Origin of the sequence: Chryseobacterium sp. Y16C (genome assembly GCF_022488405.1) — a bacterium.
GTDB lineage: Bacteria > Bacteroidota > Bacteroidia > Flavobacteriales > Weeksellaceae > Chryseobacterium > Chryseobacterium geocarposphaerae.
Window position 1 is genome coordinate 2,558,757 of the sequence record NZ_CP092711.1, and the last position, 16,616, is coordinate 2,575,372.

The 16,616-nt window shown below is 34.2% G+C and carries 16 protein-coding genes and 1 rRNA gene; 11 read left to right on the plus strand and 6 right to left on the minus strand.

Features of this window, described 5'->3' with window-relative positions; all coding sequences use genetic code 11:
* Positions 1–32: 32 nt before the first annotated feature.
* The 5 genes from MKS83_RS11350 to MKS83_RS11370 all read right to left on the minus strand — a co-directional run bounded on the left by MKS83_RS11350 (position 33) and on the right by MKS83_RS11370 (position 3,608).
* Positions 33–707, minus strand: coding sequence for a hypothetical protein (locus MKS83_RS11350; RefSeq protein ID WP_240579795.1), 675 nt, complete (start codon positions 705–707; stop codon positions 33–35).
* The gene (locus MKS83_RS11355; protein ID WP_240579796.1) at positions 682–1,191 is read right to left on the minus strand and encodes an RNA polymerase sigma factor; all 510 of its coding nucleotides are present in this window, start codon (positions 1,189–1,191) and stop codon (positions 682–684) included. The genes MKS83_RS11350 and MKS83_RS11355 overlap by 26 nt, the downstream gene beginning before the upstream one ends.
* A 148-nt stretch (positions 1,192–1,339) precedes the next feature.
* Positions 1,340–2,017, minus strand: coding sequence for a hypothetical protein (locus MKS83_RS11360; RefSeq protein WP_240579797.1), 678 nt, complete (start codon positions 2,015–2,017; stop codon positions 1,340–1,342).
* Positions 2,018–2,023: 6 nt separating this feature from the next.
* Positions 2,024–3,184 carry a putative sugar nucleotidyl transferase gene (locus MKS83_RS11365; protein WP_240579798.1) on the minus strand — a complete coding sequence of 387 codons (1,161 nt, stop codon included), beginning with the start codon at positions 3,182–3,184 and terminating at the stop codon, positions 2,024–2,026.
* Positions 3,185–3,356: 172 nt separating this feature from the next.
* Complete coding sequence (locus tag MKS83_RS11370; protein ID WP_072961771.1) at positions 3,357–3,608, minus strand: type B 50S ribosomal protein L31; 252 nt, start codon at positions 3,606–3,608, stop codon at positions 3,357–3,359.
* A 183-nt stretch (positions 3,609–3,791) separates the two neighbouring features.
* Here MKS83_RS11370 and MKS83_RS11375 point away from each other — a divergent pair, with 183 nt between their 5' ends.
* From MKS83_RS11375 to MKS83_RS11425, 11 genes are all read left to right on the plus strand, one after another.
* Positions 3,792–5,195 carry a hypothetical protein gene (locus MKS83_RS11375; protein WP_240579799.1) on the plus strand — a complete coding sequence of 468 codons (1,404 nt, stop codon included), beginning with the start codon at positions 3,792–3,794 and terminating at the stop codon, positions 5,193–5,195.
* A 245-nt stretch (positions 5,196–5,440) separates the two neighbouring features.
* Positions 5,441–5,767, plus strand: a complete 327-nt coding sequence (locus MKS83_RS11380) for a nucleotide pyrophosphohydrolase (RefSeq protein WP_240579800.1) — start codon at positions 5,441–5,443, stop codon at positions 5,765–5,767.
* 3 nt (positions 5,768–5,770) lie between these two features.
* A complete protein-coding gene (locus MKS83_RS11385) occupies positions 5,771–6,214 on the plus strand; it encodes a hypothetical protein (RefSeq protein ID WP_240579801.1) in 444 nt (147 codons plus the stop codon).
* Between the two features lie 10 nt (positions 6,215–6,224).
* On the plus strand, positions 6,225–7,454 hold the full coding sequence (locus tag MKS83_RS11390) for a 3-phosphoshikimate 1-carboxyvinyltransferase (RefSeq protein ID WP_240579802.1): 1,230 nt from the start codon (positions 6,225–6,227) through the stop codon (positions 7,452–7,454).
* Entirely contained in the window at positions 7,455–8,120 is a 666-nt protein-coding gene (locus tag MKS83_RS11395) for a hypothetical protein (protein WP_240579803.1), read from the plus strand. It begins immediately after the preceding gene.
* Positions 8,120–8,914, plus strand: coding sequence for an SDR family oxidoreductase (locus MKS83_RS11400; RefSeq protein WP_240579804.1), 795 nt, complete (start codon positions 8,120–8,122; stop codon positions 8,912–8,914). Before MKS83_RS11395 ends, MKS83_RS11400 begins: the two co-directional genes overlap by 1 nt.
* Before the next feature lie 117 nt (positions 8,915–9,031).
* Positions 9,032–10,636, plus strand: coding sequence for a hypothetical protein (locus MKS83_RS11405; RefSeq protein WP_240579805.1), 1,605 nt, complete (start codon positions 9,032–9,034; stop codon positions 10,634–10,636).
* A gap of 177 nt (positions 10,637–10,813) precedes the next feature.
* Positions 10,814–11,377, plus strand: coding sequence for a hypothetical protein (locus MKS83_RS11410; protein ID WP_240579806.1), 564 nt, complete (start codon positions 10,814–10,816; stop codon positions 11,375–11,377).
* 93 nt (positions 11,378–11,470) lie between these two features.
* Positions 11,471–12,271 carry a WxL protein host-binding domain-containing protein gene (locus tag MKS83_RS11415; RefSeq protein WP_240579807.1) on the plus strand — a complete coding sequence of 267 codons (801 nt, stop codon included), beginning with the start codon at positions 11,471–11,473 and terminating at the stop codon, positions 12,269–12,271.
* Positions 12,264–15,017: a carboxypeptidase-like regulatory domain-containing protein gene (locus tag MKS83_RS11420; RefSeq protein WP_240579808.1), complete on the plus strand. Its 2,754-nt coding sequence runs from the start codon at positions 12,264–12,266 to the stop codon at positions 15,015–15,017. The genes MKS83_RS11415 and MKS83_RS11420 overlap by 8 nt, the downstream gene beginning before the upstream one ends.
* Complete coding sequence (locus tag MKS83_RS11425) at positions 15,014–16,048, plus strand: hypothetical protein (RefSeq protein WP_240579809.1); 1,035 nt, start codon at positions 15,014–15,016, stop codon at positions 16,046–16,048. The genes MKS83_RS11420 and MKS83_RS11425 overlap by 4 nt, the downstream gene beginning before the upstream one ends.
* 412 nt (positions 16,049–16,460) lie before the next feature.
* Here MKS83_RS11425 and rrf read toward each other — a convergent pair.
* A 5S ribosomal RNA gene (rrf, locus tag MKS83_RS11430) occupies positions 16,461–16,569 on the minus strand.
* Positions 16,570–16,616: the final 47 nt, after the last annotated feature.

Genomic DNA, 16,616 nt, shown 5'->3' on the forward strand with positions numbered 1-16,616 from the left:
AGCCTGATCAGGAGCATAATCTTTAAGGTTAATTAATAATCGTCTTCAACGACTTTTGGTTGTACCAGTTTTTCACTGACGTTATTTGCAAATATTTGAAATGAATACTTAGTCACATTAATAGCTTCTTCCACATTTTCAATTCTTTTTCCGTTGACAATCACATAAGAATCTTTGTATCCTGTAGAATCTGAAGCTTTTTTATAAGAAGAATTGTAAACATATTTCAGCTTTCTTTCTTTTTTCAATCTTCCTCTTTTAGGTAAAATTTCATCTAAAACATCTTTTTCGGCAATGGTATTCCCCTGAAATATAGAATCCTGCTTGGCTCCGGAGATTGAATCACTCGGATGATTCACTGCAACCTGAGCCTGATGATCATTATTTTCTTCGATGAAATTATTTTTTTGCTGTTTGATCTGACTTTCTACCAGCTGAGCCTGATTTTCTATCCCTGAATGTTGATATTGGTTAAAAACGAAACCAATCCCTAGAAGCAAAGCAACACTTGCAGCCATCCAAAACCATTTAGGAAAAGCAGGTTTATTTTTTCCGATCGGGATCACCGGAGCTTCTTCATTTTCTTTTTCCTCACCATCTTTTCCTTCTGCTTTTTTCAGGAAATCTTCAAAATCCCAATCCATTTTCTCTTCCTTAATTTGCTGGAAGATTTCGTCGTATTTATTTTGAAATTTGTCGTTGTTCATAGCTCATCAGTTGTGAGATTTGTTCTTTTACTTTTTGTCTAGCACGCATCAGATTTACCCTTACTGCGTTTTCTTCCATTTCCATCATTTCAGCAATTTCTGAAACTTCATATTCTTCTACATCTTTCAAATGGATAACCATCTTTTGTTTTTCCGGAAGCTGGTTGATATACCCGATAATCTGCTCCTTCAGATTATTCACTTCCATACTGTAAAGCTCCGAGCGGTGAAGCTGCATATCTGCAAATCCTAACTTCACATCGTGGTGCTTCAGCCGGTTCAGGCATTCGTTCCGGACGGCTTTCAACGCATAGGACTTTAAATTCCCGAATTGTCCCAACTCTTCTTTCTTCTGCCAAAACCTGATCATTAAATCCTGCACCACATCTTCCGCTTCATCACTGCTCATGACGAACCTTTTCGCAAAGCGATACATCTCATCTTTGAGAATGAACACCGTATCCTTAAAGGTCTCTTGGGTCATAAGTTTTGTTTCTATAAGTAAGACAACCAGATTTTACATTTCATTACATCAAAAACAAAAAAACTTCAAAAAAATTTTGAAGTTTCTTTATTCAGCATATTTAATACTATTCAAAAATACTTTACGAGTAGTCATAATTAATGTTCTTTTATTTTTCAATGTAAAGCTTAAACTTCACTAACCTTGACTGTCCCGGTATTTCAGCGATTACCCAATAATAATCATTTACTTTATTGATAACTTCATAAATATATTTATCACCTTTTCTGCTAAACTCTTTTCTTTCAAAATTATTGCTTTCAATAAATTCTAACTCAAATTTATTCTCATCAACCCAAGTATATTTTAATTTAGATTGAGTCTGGTCTGTAAATGTCTCTACCCAATAGTTATTTTTAACTTCAACATTAGTTCTTTCTCCATCATACTCAAAATAATATAGAGACTTGCTTTGTTTTAGAATCTCCAAATCTCTTTTAGTGACTAAAACTTGGGGCCTCTGATCTAAAGTAATCCAATCATCCTGATTAAGATTATCAATTTTTGTCAGAAAACTACTAAAACTTTCACATCTTTTTTGAAATCTAATAAGCATAGCGTCCAATGCTTCTTTATTCTTGATCTTTGCAGTAGATATATAAGAATAAATAATATTCTCATTCAAATATTTTACTCTTAAACTATCTGAAAGATTTTGAGTCTTACTAAACTTTAAGCAAGCATCATCAATTATCTTATCCATTTTATCTCCTTCTGATTGTGCAAATAAAGTTTTACAGAAAAAAAGAAAAACCAAGAAAAATGAATTCTTTAACTGAACTTTCATATTATCTTAATATTCATCAAAAATATGTTTCAAAATAGCCTTATCCTGTTCCGTTAAAGCCACTTTTCTACGGGCCATTGCTCTTTCTGCCACCTCATAGACTTTATCTAATCTGAATTTTTCATCATCTTTTAAGCCACCCCATGAAAAATTTTCTACAAGGTTAGGTGGAAATCCGGGTTTGAAGATATTGGATGCTACTCCAATTACAGTTCCTGTATTCAGCTGAGTATTGATGGCTGTTTTGGAATGATCCCCCATAATCATCCCTGCAAATTGCAGTCCTGTATCTTCAAAAGATTTGGTTCTGTAGTTCCAGAACTTTACATTCCCGTAGTTATTTTTCATATTGGATGAGTTGGTATCTGCTCCAAAATTACACCATTCGCCAATCACAGAATTCCCTACAAATCCTTCATGCCCTTTGCTTGAGTACCCGAAAATAATAATATTGTTTACCTCCCCTCCTACTTTACAATGTGGACCAATGGTAGTAGCTCCATAAATTTTTGCTCCAAGATTAAATTTAGAATTATCACAAAGCGCAATGGGTCCACGAAGATGACAGCCTTCCATCACTTCTGTATTTTTACCGATATATATTTTTCCGGTTTTTGTATTGATCGTTGAAAATTCAATATATGCTCCTTCTTCAATGAAAAGGTCTTTTTTATCACCCAGGAAACCATTCGTTGCAGATAATCCCTGTGAAGACTTTCCTTTTGTAAGAAGATCAAAATCAAAATCAATCGCGTGATGGTTGTAAGTAAATAAGTCTTTCGGTTTTTTAAAGAAGATAAGGTCTTCTTTTATATCCGTCATTTTCTCAATCTGATGAAGAGAAAATCCTTTCATATTGATCTTCGCTGCTACCAATTCATCTTCATACACCAAAGCTTCGCCCTGCTTAAGATCTCTGATCTGTTGAATAACAGATTCCGTAGGGATAAAATTCGGAACTAAAAAAAGACTCTCTTTTTCTTCCGGTGCTTTAAATTTATCCTGAAGATACATTTCCGTAAAATAAGAAACTTCGGTATTACCCAGAATTTTCTGCCATCTTTCAGAAAAGGTAAGGATTCCGCATCGCATTTCTGCAACAGGACGTGTAAAGGTAAGCGGGAGAAAATCTTCCCAATATTGTGCATCTGAAAATACTAATTGCATTTCTATAGAAGTTAGAAGTTAGAAGCTGGAAATGAGAGGATGAAAACCGGAAGCTCAATATTTTATTACTGACTTGTAATTTTCTGCTTTTCATTTCTAGTTTCAACAAAATTACAAATAAAAAAAGTCTTCCGGAAACCGAAAGACTTTTAAATATTGTGATAACAAAAAATTACTTAGCGAATTTTTTGTATTTGTTCATGAACTTATCAACTCTACCTGCAGTATCAACTAATTTAGTTTTTCCTGTGTAGAAAGGGTGAGAAGTTGAAGAGATTTCCATTTTGATTAGAGGATACTCTTGTCCTTCGTACTCGATAGTATCTTTAGTTTCTGCAGTCGATTTGCAAAGAAACACCTCGTCGTTACTCATATCTTTGAAAACAACAAGTCTATAATTTTCTGGGTGGATTCCGTTTTTCATAATACAATTTTAAAAAAATTAAAGTTTTGCTTTCGAAATAGTAATGGATATTTCTCTGCTAAATTTTAGGTTGCAAAAATACAATATTTTTTATAATATACAAATACTCATTCAATAATTTTTCAGGAATAAGAAATTCAAAGTATTTTCGTTACATTTGAAGTTTAATAAACCTTAATTTCGATGAAATTCAAATTATTACTTGCTTTTTCTTTTTGGGCGCTGCTTCTGGCAGTATCTTGTAATAAAGATGATATTACATTTGACGAGCCCACCCAGCCATTAAGCTTTTCAAGAGATACGGTATTTTGTGACACGGTGTATCATCAGGTACGCTCAGAAACTTATGTGGTAAAAGTATATAATAATGAAAATAAAGATGTGATTATCCCAAGAATCAATCTGGAAAAAGGAGCTTCATCTTTATATAGAATAAATGTAGACGGAAAGGCAGGATATGACTTTAAAGATGTTCCTTTAAGAAAAAAAGACAGTCTTTATATTTTTGTGGAAATTGCCCCTGAAGCAACAGGTCCTGAAGCAATTGCCGAAGACAGGGTTCTTTTTTCAAGTGGTGCAGGACAACAGCATGTTACTTTATTTTCTGTAGTACAGGATGCTGAGTTTTTTATTAAAACTCCGACCAATCCGAATGTAATTGATGTCAACACAACATGGAGTAATACCAAAGCGAAAATAATCTATGGAGATCTCACCATTAATCCGGGTATAAAGCTGAATATTCAGGCCGGAACAAAAGTCTATTTCCATTCCAACAGCGGAATGAAAGTTTCCGATGCAGCTACTTTAAATATCAATGGAGCATTGAATAACGAGGTCATCCTAAGAGGAGACAGAAACGATACGTATTATGATACGATTCCTAATAACTGGAACTCTATCCGGATGGAAGCGAATTCTATACTGAATATGACTCATGCAAGATTATTCGGAGGAAAAAGAGGTTTAGATATGAAAAAAGCAACGGCAACGATTAATAATTCCTTTATTCATACGTTTCAGGATTATGGAATTTATGCATTAACTTCTACTGTTAATGCTACCAATCTGGTTATGAATAATTGTGGTCTATCATGTATCTGGATTTATGGAGGAGGAAATCATAGCTATACTTACGCTACCATCGCCAATTATTCGAAAACATTAGCCTCTTTTACTAGAGAAGGAATTTTTGCCACAAATGAATGGAAAGATGATAATGGGCAAACACAACAGGCAGCTTTGCAACAGCTAAGTATAAAAAATAGTATTGTTTATTCGGATAAAGACAATGCTGTTCATGTTGAACCTTCTTTGAATCAACAATTTGGATTCTTAATTCAAAACTCCTTAATCAAATATTCAAATATATCAGAATCTGGTTATGATTTTAGCAATTCTCTCATTGTTACTCAAAGTGATAAAAATAAAGATCCTCAATTCATCAATTATTTTACAGCCAAACAAAATCTAAGAGTAAAACCGCTGTCTCCAGCTAGAAATGTGGGTGCCCCTCTTTCATCGGTCACTACCGATATCGTTGGGGTTTCAAGAAGCACTACTCCGACTTTGGGAGCCTATGAATAATCTTCAAAATTTTAATAAAACTTCGGGATGGAATTTAATTTTATCGAGAACTTGCCTTTTTTATTGGCACTTTTAATTTTAATTGCCTGTTATTTGGCAATAAGGAGTTTCTTTAAGAAAATTGGCAATTACACCGAAAGTTCGGGAAAATCGGCACACCACTTAGAGGAAATAAAAGAAGAGCTTAGTATATTAAACAGTAAAATAAGTTCTTTGGAACAACAGATCAATAATAATAAGTCATAATGGAAATTGCAAATCTGCAGCAGCAGGTCGATGAATGGATAAAAACAATTGGTGTTCGTTATTTCAATGAACTTACCAATATGGCAATGCTGACGGAAGAAGTGGGCGAGGTGGCAAGAATCATTGCCAGAAGATATGGAGAGCAAAGCGAAAAGGAAAGTGACAAAAGCAAAGATCTTGGAGAGGAATTGGCAGATGTTTTATTTGTAACGTTATGTTTGGCTAATCAGACCGGGGTCAATCTGCAGGAGGCTTTTGATAAGAAAATGAAAATAAAAACTGATCGCGATAAAGACCGTCATCAGAATAATGAAAAATTGAAATAGTGAATGAAATTTGGTGTTTTTTTATTTACAATACTCGCATTAACCCGATGCTCTTCTGAAATTCCAAAACGTGAAAATACTCGTGAAGGATTTATTACTACGAATGCAACTTATTCTTGGGGATGGAAAAAAAATGTTATTGTAAAAAACATCGAAAATTCATGCAAAATATTAGCAATAACAGACGAAAGAGGAAAAGTTCTTTATCAACAACCAATAAATAGGACATTCAGTGATCATCATTATTGGCTTTGCTATGTTGATAATAAAGAAAATTTATATTATTACAACTCTGATTACGGTGAAGCCAAAGCACTCATCTGGAATGCTGAATTAAAAAAATATGATGAAAAAAACTTTTGTTTTATCTCAATCAATCTTCCTGAAAAATTCAGAAACGAATTAAAAAATAACGCAACTTTATCAGGTTGCCTGTCTTTAAAATAGAAATGAAATAATGAAGAAGCTAGAACAATCAAAATTAGTCGGAAATCAAACCATACAAATCAGCGGTTCGAAAAGTATTTCGAATCGTTTGTTGATTTTAGAAAGTTTGTTTAAAAATATACAAATCGGGAATTTATCCAATTCCCAGGATACCCAATTGCTGAAAAAAGCATTGTCGGAGAATACTGAGATTGTAGATATTCACCATGCTGGAACAGCGATGCGTTTCCTAACGTCTTACTATTCTATTGCAGAAGGAAAAAACACTGTTCTTACCGGTTCCGGAAGAATGAAAGAACGCCCCATAAAAAATCTGGTTACCGCTTTACAAAATCTGGGCGTAGAAATTGAATACCTGGAAAACGAAGGTTTTCCTCCTTTGAAAATTAAAGGAAGAAAAATTACGGAGACCAAGGTAGATGTTCCGGCCAATATTTCGAGCCAGTTTATCACCTCTCTCCTATTGATTGCAGGGAAACTTGAAACAGGACTGGAAATAAATCTTGTAGGTGAAGTTACTTCAAAATCTTATATTGAAATGACCTTGGATATTCTGAAAAAATTCGGAATCCAGGCAAGTTTTGTCGGAAATTTAATTAAAGTTGAACCCTTTCATGAAAGCAATCAACACTCAGTTGTCAATTATGAGGTGGAAAGTGACTGGAGCTCAGCTTCATATTTTTACTCCTTTGCAGCATTGGGAAGAGAAACAATTCATTTAAAAAGCTTTTACAAAGAGTCCACACAGGGAGATTCTGCCATTGCAAAAATTTATGAAGAGTTTTTCGGGATACAAACGATTTTCACAGAAGCTGAGCATAAAATTACGCTTCAGCCGGATCCCAATTTCCAGTTCCCGGATAAAATCGTTCTGGATATGAATAATTGTCCGGATATCGCACAAACCCTTTGTGTAACTGCTGCCGCTTTGAAAATCCCTTTTGAAATTTCAGGTCTGGGAACATTAAGGGTGAAGGAAACCGACAGATTGCTGGCTCTGTATAATGAATTACAAAAACTGGGAACTGAAACTGAGATCACAGATACGACCATACAATCCCTTAACTTTAAAGAACCTGAAGAGAATATTTCTATCAAAACCTATCAGGATCACAGAATGGCGATGAGTTTCGCGCCGTTTTGCCTGATTAAAGAATTAAATATTGAAGATGAAAATGTAGTGGAAAAATCTTACCCAATGTTTTGGAAAGATCTATCAAAGATTTTAAGCAAACAGTAAATGAAAATTTTCCTTTCTTTTTTCTCCTTACTTATTTTTACCATGTTTCAATCACAGGAACTGAAGGATTTTGTCATTCCAAAAGGGCATGAAAAGGTACTGGAAGTAAAGGGTGATTTGGATAAGGACGGAAAAGAAGAAACAGTTATTGTATATAATACTCCAGAGAAAACTGAATATCAAGGATATAAAAGAAAATTCTATATCTTAAAAAACATTCAGGGAAGTTTAAAAATTTGGAAAGAAAATTCAACGATACTGAATTCAAGCGAAGCGGGCTTTTATCCTGAAGACAATAAACTGGAAATCAAAATAAAAAATAATTGTCTTGTCATTTTTCAATCGTTTTATACCAATTCAAGACATATGGATACGAGCAAGTATACATTCCGTTTTCAAAATGGAGACTTTTATCTGATCGGAGCTTTCAACAAATTTGAAGATACCTGCGAATTCAGCTTTACCTATGATGTCAATTTCTCTACGGGGGAAGCTATTGTTGATGAAACGTATTCCGAATGTGACGGAGATGAAAACAGAAAAATTCCACAAGATGATCACAAAGAATTTATTCATAAATTCGAAACGCTTATAAAAATGAACGAATTCAGGATAGGCGAAAACAAATTCAAAATTCCTAATTCAAAAAAATATTTTACTTACTAATGTCAAAAACTATTATCATCACGGGCACATCATCCGGAATCGGTTTCGTGTTAGCGGAATATTTTGGAAAAAAGGGTCACAGAGTATACGGCTTAAGCAGAAAGCACACCGAAAGTCAATATTTCACGTCTATTCCCACAGATGTTACAGATAATGATGCGGTACAAAATGCTATCGCACAGGTATTAACAAAGGAAACAAAAATCGATGTCCTGATCAACAATGCCGGAATGGGAATGGTAGGAGCTGTAGAAGATTCTTCAAAAGAAGATATTTTGAAGCTTTTTAACCTGAACCTGGTTGGAGCTGTCCAAATGATGAGCGCCGTGATGCCCAAAATGCGTGAAAACAAATTCGGGCAGATCATCAATGTTTCTAGTATCGGAAGTGAAATGGGACTGCCTTTCCGTGGATTCTACTCTGCTTCAAAATCGGCTTTGGATAAAGTAACAGAAGCGATGAGATATGAAGTGTATCCATGGAATGTGAATGTCTGCTCTCTTCATTTAGGTGATATTAAAACCAATATTGCAGAAAACCGTGTGAGAACAAAGGTTTCCGAACCATACAAAAATGTGTTTAATAAGGTATATGCATTGATGAATTCGCATGTTGGAGACGGAACTGAGCCTTTGGAAGTTGCGGAATATGTTGATGCTCTTTTAAATAAACCCAAATGGAAAGCTCATTATTATTTTGGTAAATTCGGGCAGAAAATAGGAGTTCCTTTAAAATGGATCCTTCCGCAGGGAACTTATGAGAATTTAATGAAGAAATATAATAAACTTGCATAAAAACAGTTGAATGATCTGGGTGCATTGCCATTCTGAACGGGATGGAATGCAGTGAAGAATCTTTTTGTATTTTTATAGAGATTCTTCATTCCGCTTCACTACATTCAGAATGACAAATTGAAACTATTCTTAAAAATATTTTTTGTACTGTTTTGCGTTTTTATACAGGCGCAGAAAAAACATTATTTCCTTATAGATTCCGAAACGAAGGTCAAGAAAAAGGTAAAAGATTCAGTTTCTGCGGTCAAGTTTTTAGATTCTCTGGCTCAGGGAAATTATTTTTTAACTCAATTAAAAGAAGTAAAAGTAAAAGGTGACAGCACCGAGATCTTTTATGATAAAGGGAAAAACTTCAATGAAACTTTTATTGATCTTTCGGATTCGTTAGCGATAAAACTAAAATCTAAGAAAGAGTTTTTCACTAAAAATCTGGATTCTACTAAAAAAAGCATCAACAAAGTTTATATTGATGAAGGCTATTCTTTCAGCAGGATAAAAGCAAAATATAAAGGACAGAAAGACGGCTATCCTATTGTGAATCTTGATATCAATAAAAATGATAAAAGAACGATTGACGGCTTCGTGATGAAAGGCTATGTAAAAGTTCCCAAAAGGTTTATAAAAAATCTTGAAAAAGAGTTCAAAGGTAAAACCTACGATGACAAAAATCTTTTAGCCATCAACAAAAACTTTCAAAGCCATCCATTCCTCTCGCTGGAAAGGCAACCACAAACACTTTTTACAAAAGACTCTACGCAGATTTATCTTTTCCTGGAAAAGAAAAAGACGAATACTTTTGACGGGGTAATCGGTTTTGGAAATGATAAAACGGATAAATTTACCTTAAACGGAACCCTGAACGTGAATTTCAAGAATATGTTCAATGGCTTTGAAACCATTAATTTATACTGGCAAAGAAATCCGGATAAAGGACAGACGTTTGACCTTCAAACGGACATTCCTTATCTTTTTAAATCGAATGTCGGGATGAATATGAAGATCAATATTTTCAGACAGGACTCTACGTATGCTAACGTAAAAATGCTGCCGGCTTTTTATTACCACATCAATAACAGAAATAAAATAGGACTTAGAGGAACTTTTGAAACATCCAGCATTATTGACACTTTATATATTCAGGGTAAAGATTATAATAAAAAAGGATTGGGTATCTGGTACGAAATGACGGAACCTACTGATATTGATCTTTTTCTTTACAAAACAAGAATCAATGCAGGATATGATTTTTTAGCGACTACTTATACAAAAGACAATATTAAAGCCAACCAGAACCAGTTCTATTTTTTTGGAGAGCACAATTATCATATCAACGGAAATCATTTCCTCAATATAAAAGCAGAAGGAGCCATGATGGATTCTAAGGTAGAATTTTCCGCCAACGAATTATACCGTTTCGGAGGTTGGAATTCCATGCGGGGATTCAATGAAAACTCTCTCGCCGCCGACTTTTATTATTATGGAAGTCTTGAATACCGGTATTTGATCGGTAGCCAGGCTTTTTTTGATGTTTTCGGGCAGTATGGCCAGCTCAACAACAAATCTTTAAATGTGAAGCCCAAACTCTATAGTGTCGGGTTCGGATTTAATTTCTTTATCCCTATCGGCCTTATGAGTTTCCAGCTTTCCAATGGTAATGAATTTGGAAATCCATTCAAATTCAATGATATCAAAATCCATTGGGGGATCTTAAGCAGATTCTAATTTTTATCAAAAGAAAATATGTTTTCTATAATAATTTACTGTTAATGATTCCATACATCATTCCTACTTTAAGGTGCTATCAAATATTGAAAAACAATGTTTTACATTTAATTTAATAAAATACTCTACTATCATTTACTAAATTTTATTATCTTCACAATCTAAAACTAAAAAACAATGAAACGATTAAACCTTCCAGGATTGGCATTATCTTTGGCTTTTGCTGCAATATCTGCTAATATGAAAGCGCAAGACGCTATTAGTGATAATCATGATATTACCATTACCATTCCTTCAGTTGCAATACTTGATATTGAACCTTCTGCTTCAAAAAATATTTCAATGGGATTTACAGCTCCCACGGAAGCTGGTTTACCAATAGCTGTAGCTGCTACAAACAATACTCTCTGGCTCAATTATTCATCCATTAAGACGGCAACTGTTACAACTCGCCATATTTCTGCAAAATTAGATGCATTAATTCCAGGTGTAGATATTAAAGTTACAGCAGCAGCGGCAGTAGGAGGTGCAGGAGCTTTAGGAACCCCTTCCACATTAACTTTGACAGCTACTGATCAATCACTAATTTCACTCATTGGAAGTGCTTATACAGAAGATGGATCCGGAAAAGGACACAATCTTACCTATACGATTACTCCTGGTACTACTACTGCATATGGTAATATAACAGCTACAGCAAACGTAACAGCAAAGGTTACCTATACTTTTGTTGACAATTAAATAGAAAAAAGATTTTTTGATTAAGATGAGAAGAAATTTACTCAATTTCTTCTTATTTCTCTATATCCTTATTTTATCCTAAAAATATTCTTAATGATAAAGCGTATTTTACTTTTTCTTGCCTTTATTTTACAGTTCGCCACACTACAGGCAAGCGTTGTCGTACTCAATGGTCTTACTCATTTTTATAAAGTTGAGAATGGGCAGATCTATAAAGGACAAGTTACTTTACAGAACACAGGAAATGCTCCTCAAAATGTAAAAATTTTCTTACAGGATTTTAGCTACCATGCCGACGGAACCACTTATTATACTGCTCCTCATACAAATGAAAAATCAAACACTGACTGGATAAAGCTCAATACTAATTTAATAAACCTTAAAGCTAAAGAAAAAACAGAGGTATATTTTGAAATTAACGTTCCTGATAAAATTGCCCAAGCTGGTACCTATTGGAGTGTTATTATTGTAGAGCCCGTAGAAGATATAAAGCCTAGTAATGATAGCCCGGGTATTAATATTACATCTGTAGTTCGATATGCCATTCAGGTCATTACCAACTATGATACTGAAAATGTAAAGCCTTCTCTTAAGTTTGAAAGTGTAAAAATTGAAAAAGAAGGACAACAGCGAATTGTGAAAGTCGGAATTGTCAATAACGGGAATTTATATTGCAGACCTACGGCAAATATTGAAATATATAATCGCAAAACAGGAGAAAAGATAGGTACATTTTCCAGTATGACCATGGCATTACTTCCCAACACTTCAAAATCTTTCGATATAGATATCAGCAACATTCTTCCTGATAAATACAATGCTGTAATCATAGCTACTGATGAAGATGAAAATGCCTTTGCTCTTAATGTTGAATTAGAAGTTAAAAATGATTAGGAAATGGATCATATATATTATCCTGTTATTCCCTGTACACATCTTTTCTCAAAATCAATCTTCGGAATTTGTTAATAAAAAAGATAGTTTACTCCCGGGAAGCCCTACTTCTGTTTCTTTTAAAATAGAGAATAATTCGCAGTACAGTAAAACTTACCTTCTGAATGTTGAAACTTCCGATTCATTTATTAGTCCTATTCTTTCAAAAGATGAAATTACTATTTCGGCATTAGACCATAGAATTTATATTGTCCCTTTACGGATATCTTCCGAGACTCCTTCAGGAAAGTATGAAATATCACTGCATATTTCCGAAAAAGATACAGAAAATGAGCTTACGGAAAAAACAGAAATTATTGTTTCCCCAAACCGGAATATTTCTGTTACCTTATTAGAATCTCCGGAATTTGTAAAAGCCGGGCAAGTTATTAAAGCTTCTTTTATTCTAAAAAATAACGGAAATACTAAAGAGTATCTGGCAATGGAAAGCAATTCATTGATTAGCCAGGTCAATACCCTCGTTCTTCCTCCCGGAACCAGTAAAGTAATTACAGTTACTAAAAATACAGATCCTAATTTAGGAAAGAATGATTATCAGAATTTAAATCTGACCGCCCGTTCTATGGTGAATCCGGATCAGGCTATCACCGCATACAGCAGTGTGAAAATTATTTCAACAAAACCTGTTGAGGATGATATTTATTACCGTCTTCCGGTTTCCGCTTCTCTTTCTTTTATCGGAACCCGGAACAGAGGTATTTATCAGGATGGTTTTCAGGGAGAAATTTATGGTAAGGGCAGTTTGACGAATAAAAATACCAGTCAGATAGAGTTTCATGCAGTAACCCAAAACCCGATTGAGTTCAATGCTTTTACCCCATACGAAGAATATTTTATTAATTATAAAGATGCCAATCTTTTTGTACATATTGGAGATAAAACCTATTCAGCCTCTTATCTCACTGAATTTGCACGATATGGACGAGGAGCAGAGATACGCTATGACTTAAAAAAACTGAGCTTCGGTGCTTTCTATAACCATCCAAGATTCTTCCGGGACATTAAAGATGAATTCAACATTTATTCAAAAATTAAAATAAAGAAAGAATCGGAAATAACCGCCGGTTACCTTTATAAAATACCTCTTTCTGATAAAAACAACTTTACATCTGTAAATGCTCAATTCAGCTCGAATACACATTTACCCTATTTAACAGGCAAGTTCCAACTTCTAACAAATCTTAGTGCTTCCGGAGAAATTACATATAGTAAAACAAATGAGACAGAAGGAACAGCTTATATGCTACAGACTCAGGCTAATTTCAGTAAAATCAGCGGTAGTCTTATGTATTTAAAAGCCAGTCCCAGATTCGCCGGCTATTTTTCTAACACCAGTACTTTTAACGGGAATATACAGTATAGAATTCTGAAAAAAGTTAATCTGTTTGCTAACTTTATTCAGGACGCTAAAAACTATCAAAGAGATACCTTATTATTGGCTTCTCCATACAGAAGCTATTTACAGTATGGCGCTCAATACAACTATATAAAAACAGGATCCATTATGGTATATAGTGGATATCAAAAGTACCAGGATCGCCTTATACCAAGACAATTTGATTATGATGAAAAGTTTTTCAGACTAAGTGTAAATCAGAAAATAGGAGAATTCAATATTAATCTTGAAAGTCAGTTTGGCACTACCAATAACTTTCTGACCGGATTTTCCGGGAATTCTACTTTTTATACCGCCAATATTGAATTTGAGAAATTTAGAACTTCATTCAACTTATTTGGGAGTTATGCAGTAACCTCCAGATATCAGATGCAAAATCAAAAACAGACTTATTTCGGTGCCCGTGTTATCAGCAGATTATCTGATAAAACCAACTTCAGCATTTTTTATCAGAATAATTATATGCCTGAAGATTATTTTAAGGACAGAAATCTTTTTGAAGCTCTATTCCATCATCAGCTTTTCAAAAATCACGAAATTGATATATCAGGTCGTTACAATTTGCAGCGTGGGGATTTTTCCAATAAAGATTTTATATTTTCTTTACGTTATACGATGCGGATGAATGTTCCTGTGCAAAAAATAGCAGAGTACACCACCTTATCCGGCACCATCAACAATCTTGGGGTAAAAAAAGTAGACGGAATACGGTTAATGATGGGAAATCATATTACTGTTACAGATAAAGCAGGAAATTATACCTTTAAAAACATTCCCCCGGGAGATTATTTTCTCGAAATTGACAGATCAAGCACTCAGTTAAATGATATTCCTTATTCCAATTTTCCTGCAGCATTACACCTTATCAATAAAGAAAACATTTATAATTTCGGTTTAACTACAGCAGCTACTATTCAGGGAAGTATTTCGCTCAATGAAAATGAAGAAAAGAATCATTATGTTTTTGCTCAATATCAGTCGAAAAAAGAAAGTAAAAAAAATGACGGTGTCATTATAGAAGCTACCAATGGAGAACAAACCTATCGAAAAATATGCATCATAGGAGAACCTTTTGATTTTACTTATTTACGCCCTGGAAACTGGACTGTAAAAATATATAGAAATGGTCTTGATAAAAGGTATAAAATATCTACCAATCTATTTCAATTTGTTTTAAAACCTTCTGAAATTAAAAATATAGCTATTAGTATTGTAAAGCAACTGACTGAAATTAAATATCAACGAGAAGGTATAAAAGTAGGATATAACGAAATAAAAAAGCAAAAATGACATCTTTTATCAAAATATTATTCTCTTCAATTAGTCTCACGTTTTATACTGGTAGCTTTGCACAAACATATAATGTTAATTTTACATTACCACAAGTTGCATTAATGGATATTGAGCAAAACAGTAGCATTAATTTAGACCTTACAAAACCTACAGAAGCAGGTAATCGTCTTGCAAATCCTGCCAATAATACAACAAAATGGCTGAATTATACTTCAGCAGTAGCTTCAGGTGGTACACGGTCTATAACAGCTTCCATTAATCAGCTCATTCCCGGTGTTGATGTAAAATTACAAGCAGCAGCAGCTTCAGGTAGTGGAGCCGGTACATTAGGAACCCCCTCTTCGCAAGTCACACTCTCTACGGTCCCAACAACAATCATTAGTGGAATTGGAGGAGCCTATACCGGAAATGGAATTGGCAATGGACATCAGCTTACGTTTTCGGTATCACCTAATACTTACACCAATCTTAATGCTTTCAATAATACAGTAACAGTTACATATACTATTACTGACAATGGAGTTTCACCTTCTGCCAATATCCCCGTAAATATTGCAGGAACTCCCTCTGCGATAATCATACCGCCTATTACAGAAGCTGGGAATAACTATTCCGGAACTTATACGAGTTCAGATAATACGATTATATTAGGGCCATACACAATCCCTCGTAGTGTACTTTTGGGGCTTGCTCTTTTGGAAACAGGTAGTATTGTGTCTCAAATCAAAATGTACTATACTCCTACACTTTGGAATAACTCTCTTCATCTTTACGCCAACAGAAATGGGGGTACAGGTGCAATTACAGGTTTATGCTTAGGATGTAGTGTTTATTTCAATAATGGAAATACTTATCCGGAAATACTTCAGACAGATTCCGTCTTTTTTGATCTCATGTTCGCAGGTACGTTAGGATTATTAGTAACCCAAATATCTTATTCAAATATTCCAATATCTATACGCCTTGGCGGGGTTTCCGTAACTGTTCCAGCTGCAACTTATACTGCTCAGATAAACTTTCATCAGTAAACAATTAATTCCTAAAATATTAGAATTTATAAACTCTGTAAGAGAAATATTCTTAGAGTATAGCGATGTAAAATATTCTGAAAAAAATCGATTTAAGTTATTCTCCAGAATAGGAAGTAGCTATCAAAAAAGTTTCTAAGTATTCCAATAAAATTTTGTGCTCTTTTACAGTTTTCTTTGTTAGTAAGCTGCTTTAATTTATTCTTATTTTAGATTAAAGATATATGGACTAGTAGTGATATCAAAAAAGGAGAAGGATGTAGTAAAACAAAAAGCCTCGTTCAAATAAATAAATAAATAAATAAATAAATAAATAAATGAGTGAATGAATGAGATATGAGGTTTATGTAAATAGTATATATGGTCTAAAAACAAAAAAGTCTCATACATAATGTATGAGACTTTAAATAAAAACTGGCGGCGACCTACTCTCCCGCTTGTCGCAGTACCATCGGCGCTGGTGGGCTTAACTTCTGTGTTCGGAATGGGAACAGGTGAGCCCCACCGCTAAAACCACCCTAAAGGTTGTATATAAGGTTGCAGTTTGAAGGTGATAGGTTGCAGGTTT

Bases quoted from the DNA above. Each gene is read 5' to 3' on its own strand.
- MKS83_RS11420 (WP_240579808.1), top strand. From the start codon at position 12,264: ATGATTAGGAAATGGATCATATATATTATCCTGTTATTCCCTGTACAC.
- MKS83_RS11375 (WP_240579799.1), top strand. From the start codon at position 3,792: ATGAAATTCAAATTATTACTTGCTTTTTCTTTTTGGGCGCTGCTTCTG.
- MKS83_RS11360 (WP_240579797.1), bottom strand. From the start codon at position 2,017: ATGAAAGTTCAGTTAAAGAATTCATTTTTCTTGGTTTTTCTTTTTTTC.
- MKS83_RS11355 (WP_240579796.1), bottom strand. From the start codon at position 1,191: ATGACCCAAGAGACCTTTAAGGATACGGTGTTCATTCTCAAAGATGAG.
- MKS83_RS11395 (WP_240579803.1), top strand. From the start codon at position 7,455: ATGAAAATTTTCCTTTCTTTTTTCTCCTTACTTATTTTTACCATGTTT.
- MKS83_RS11390 (WP_240579802.1), top strand. From the start codon at position 6,225: ATGAAGAAGCTAGAACAATCAAAATTAGTCGGAAATCAAACCATACAA.
- MKS83_RS11380 (WP_240579800.1), top strand. From the start codon at position 5,441: ATGGAAATTGCAAATCTGCAGCAGCAGGTCGATGAATGGATAAAAACA.
- MKS83_RS11400 (WP_240579804.1), top strand. From the start codon at position 8,120: ATGTCAAAAACTATTATCATCACGGGCACATCATCCGGAATCGGTTTC.
- MKS83_RS11370 (WP_072961771.1), bottom strand. From the start codon at position 3,608: ATGAAAAACGGAATCCACCCAGAAAATTATAGACTTGTTGTTTTCAAA.
- MKS83_RS11415 (WP_240579807.1), top strand. From the start codon at position 11,471: ATGATAAAGCGTATTTTACTTTTTCTTGCCTTTATTTTACAGTTCGCC.
- MKS83_RS11350 (WP_240579795.1), bottom strand. From the start codon at position 707: ATGAACAACGACAAATTTCAAAATAAATACGACGAAATCTTCCAGCAA.
- MKS83_RS11365 (WP_240579798.1), bottom strand. From the start codon at position 3,184: ATGCAATTAGTATTTTCAGATGCACAATATTGGGAAGATTTTCTCCCG.
- MKS83_RS11410 (WP_240579806.1), top strand. From the start codon at position 10,814: ATGAAACGATTAAACCTTCCAGGATTGGCATTATCTTTGGCTTTTGCT.
- MKS83_RS11385 (WP_240579801.1), top strand. From the start codon at position 5,771: ATGAAATTTGGTGTTTTTTTATTTACAATACTCGCATTAACCCGATGC.
- MKS83_RS11425 (WP_240579809.1), top strand. From the start codon at position 15,014: ATGACATCTTTTATCAAAATATTATTCTCTTCAATTAGTCTCACGTTT.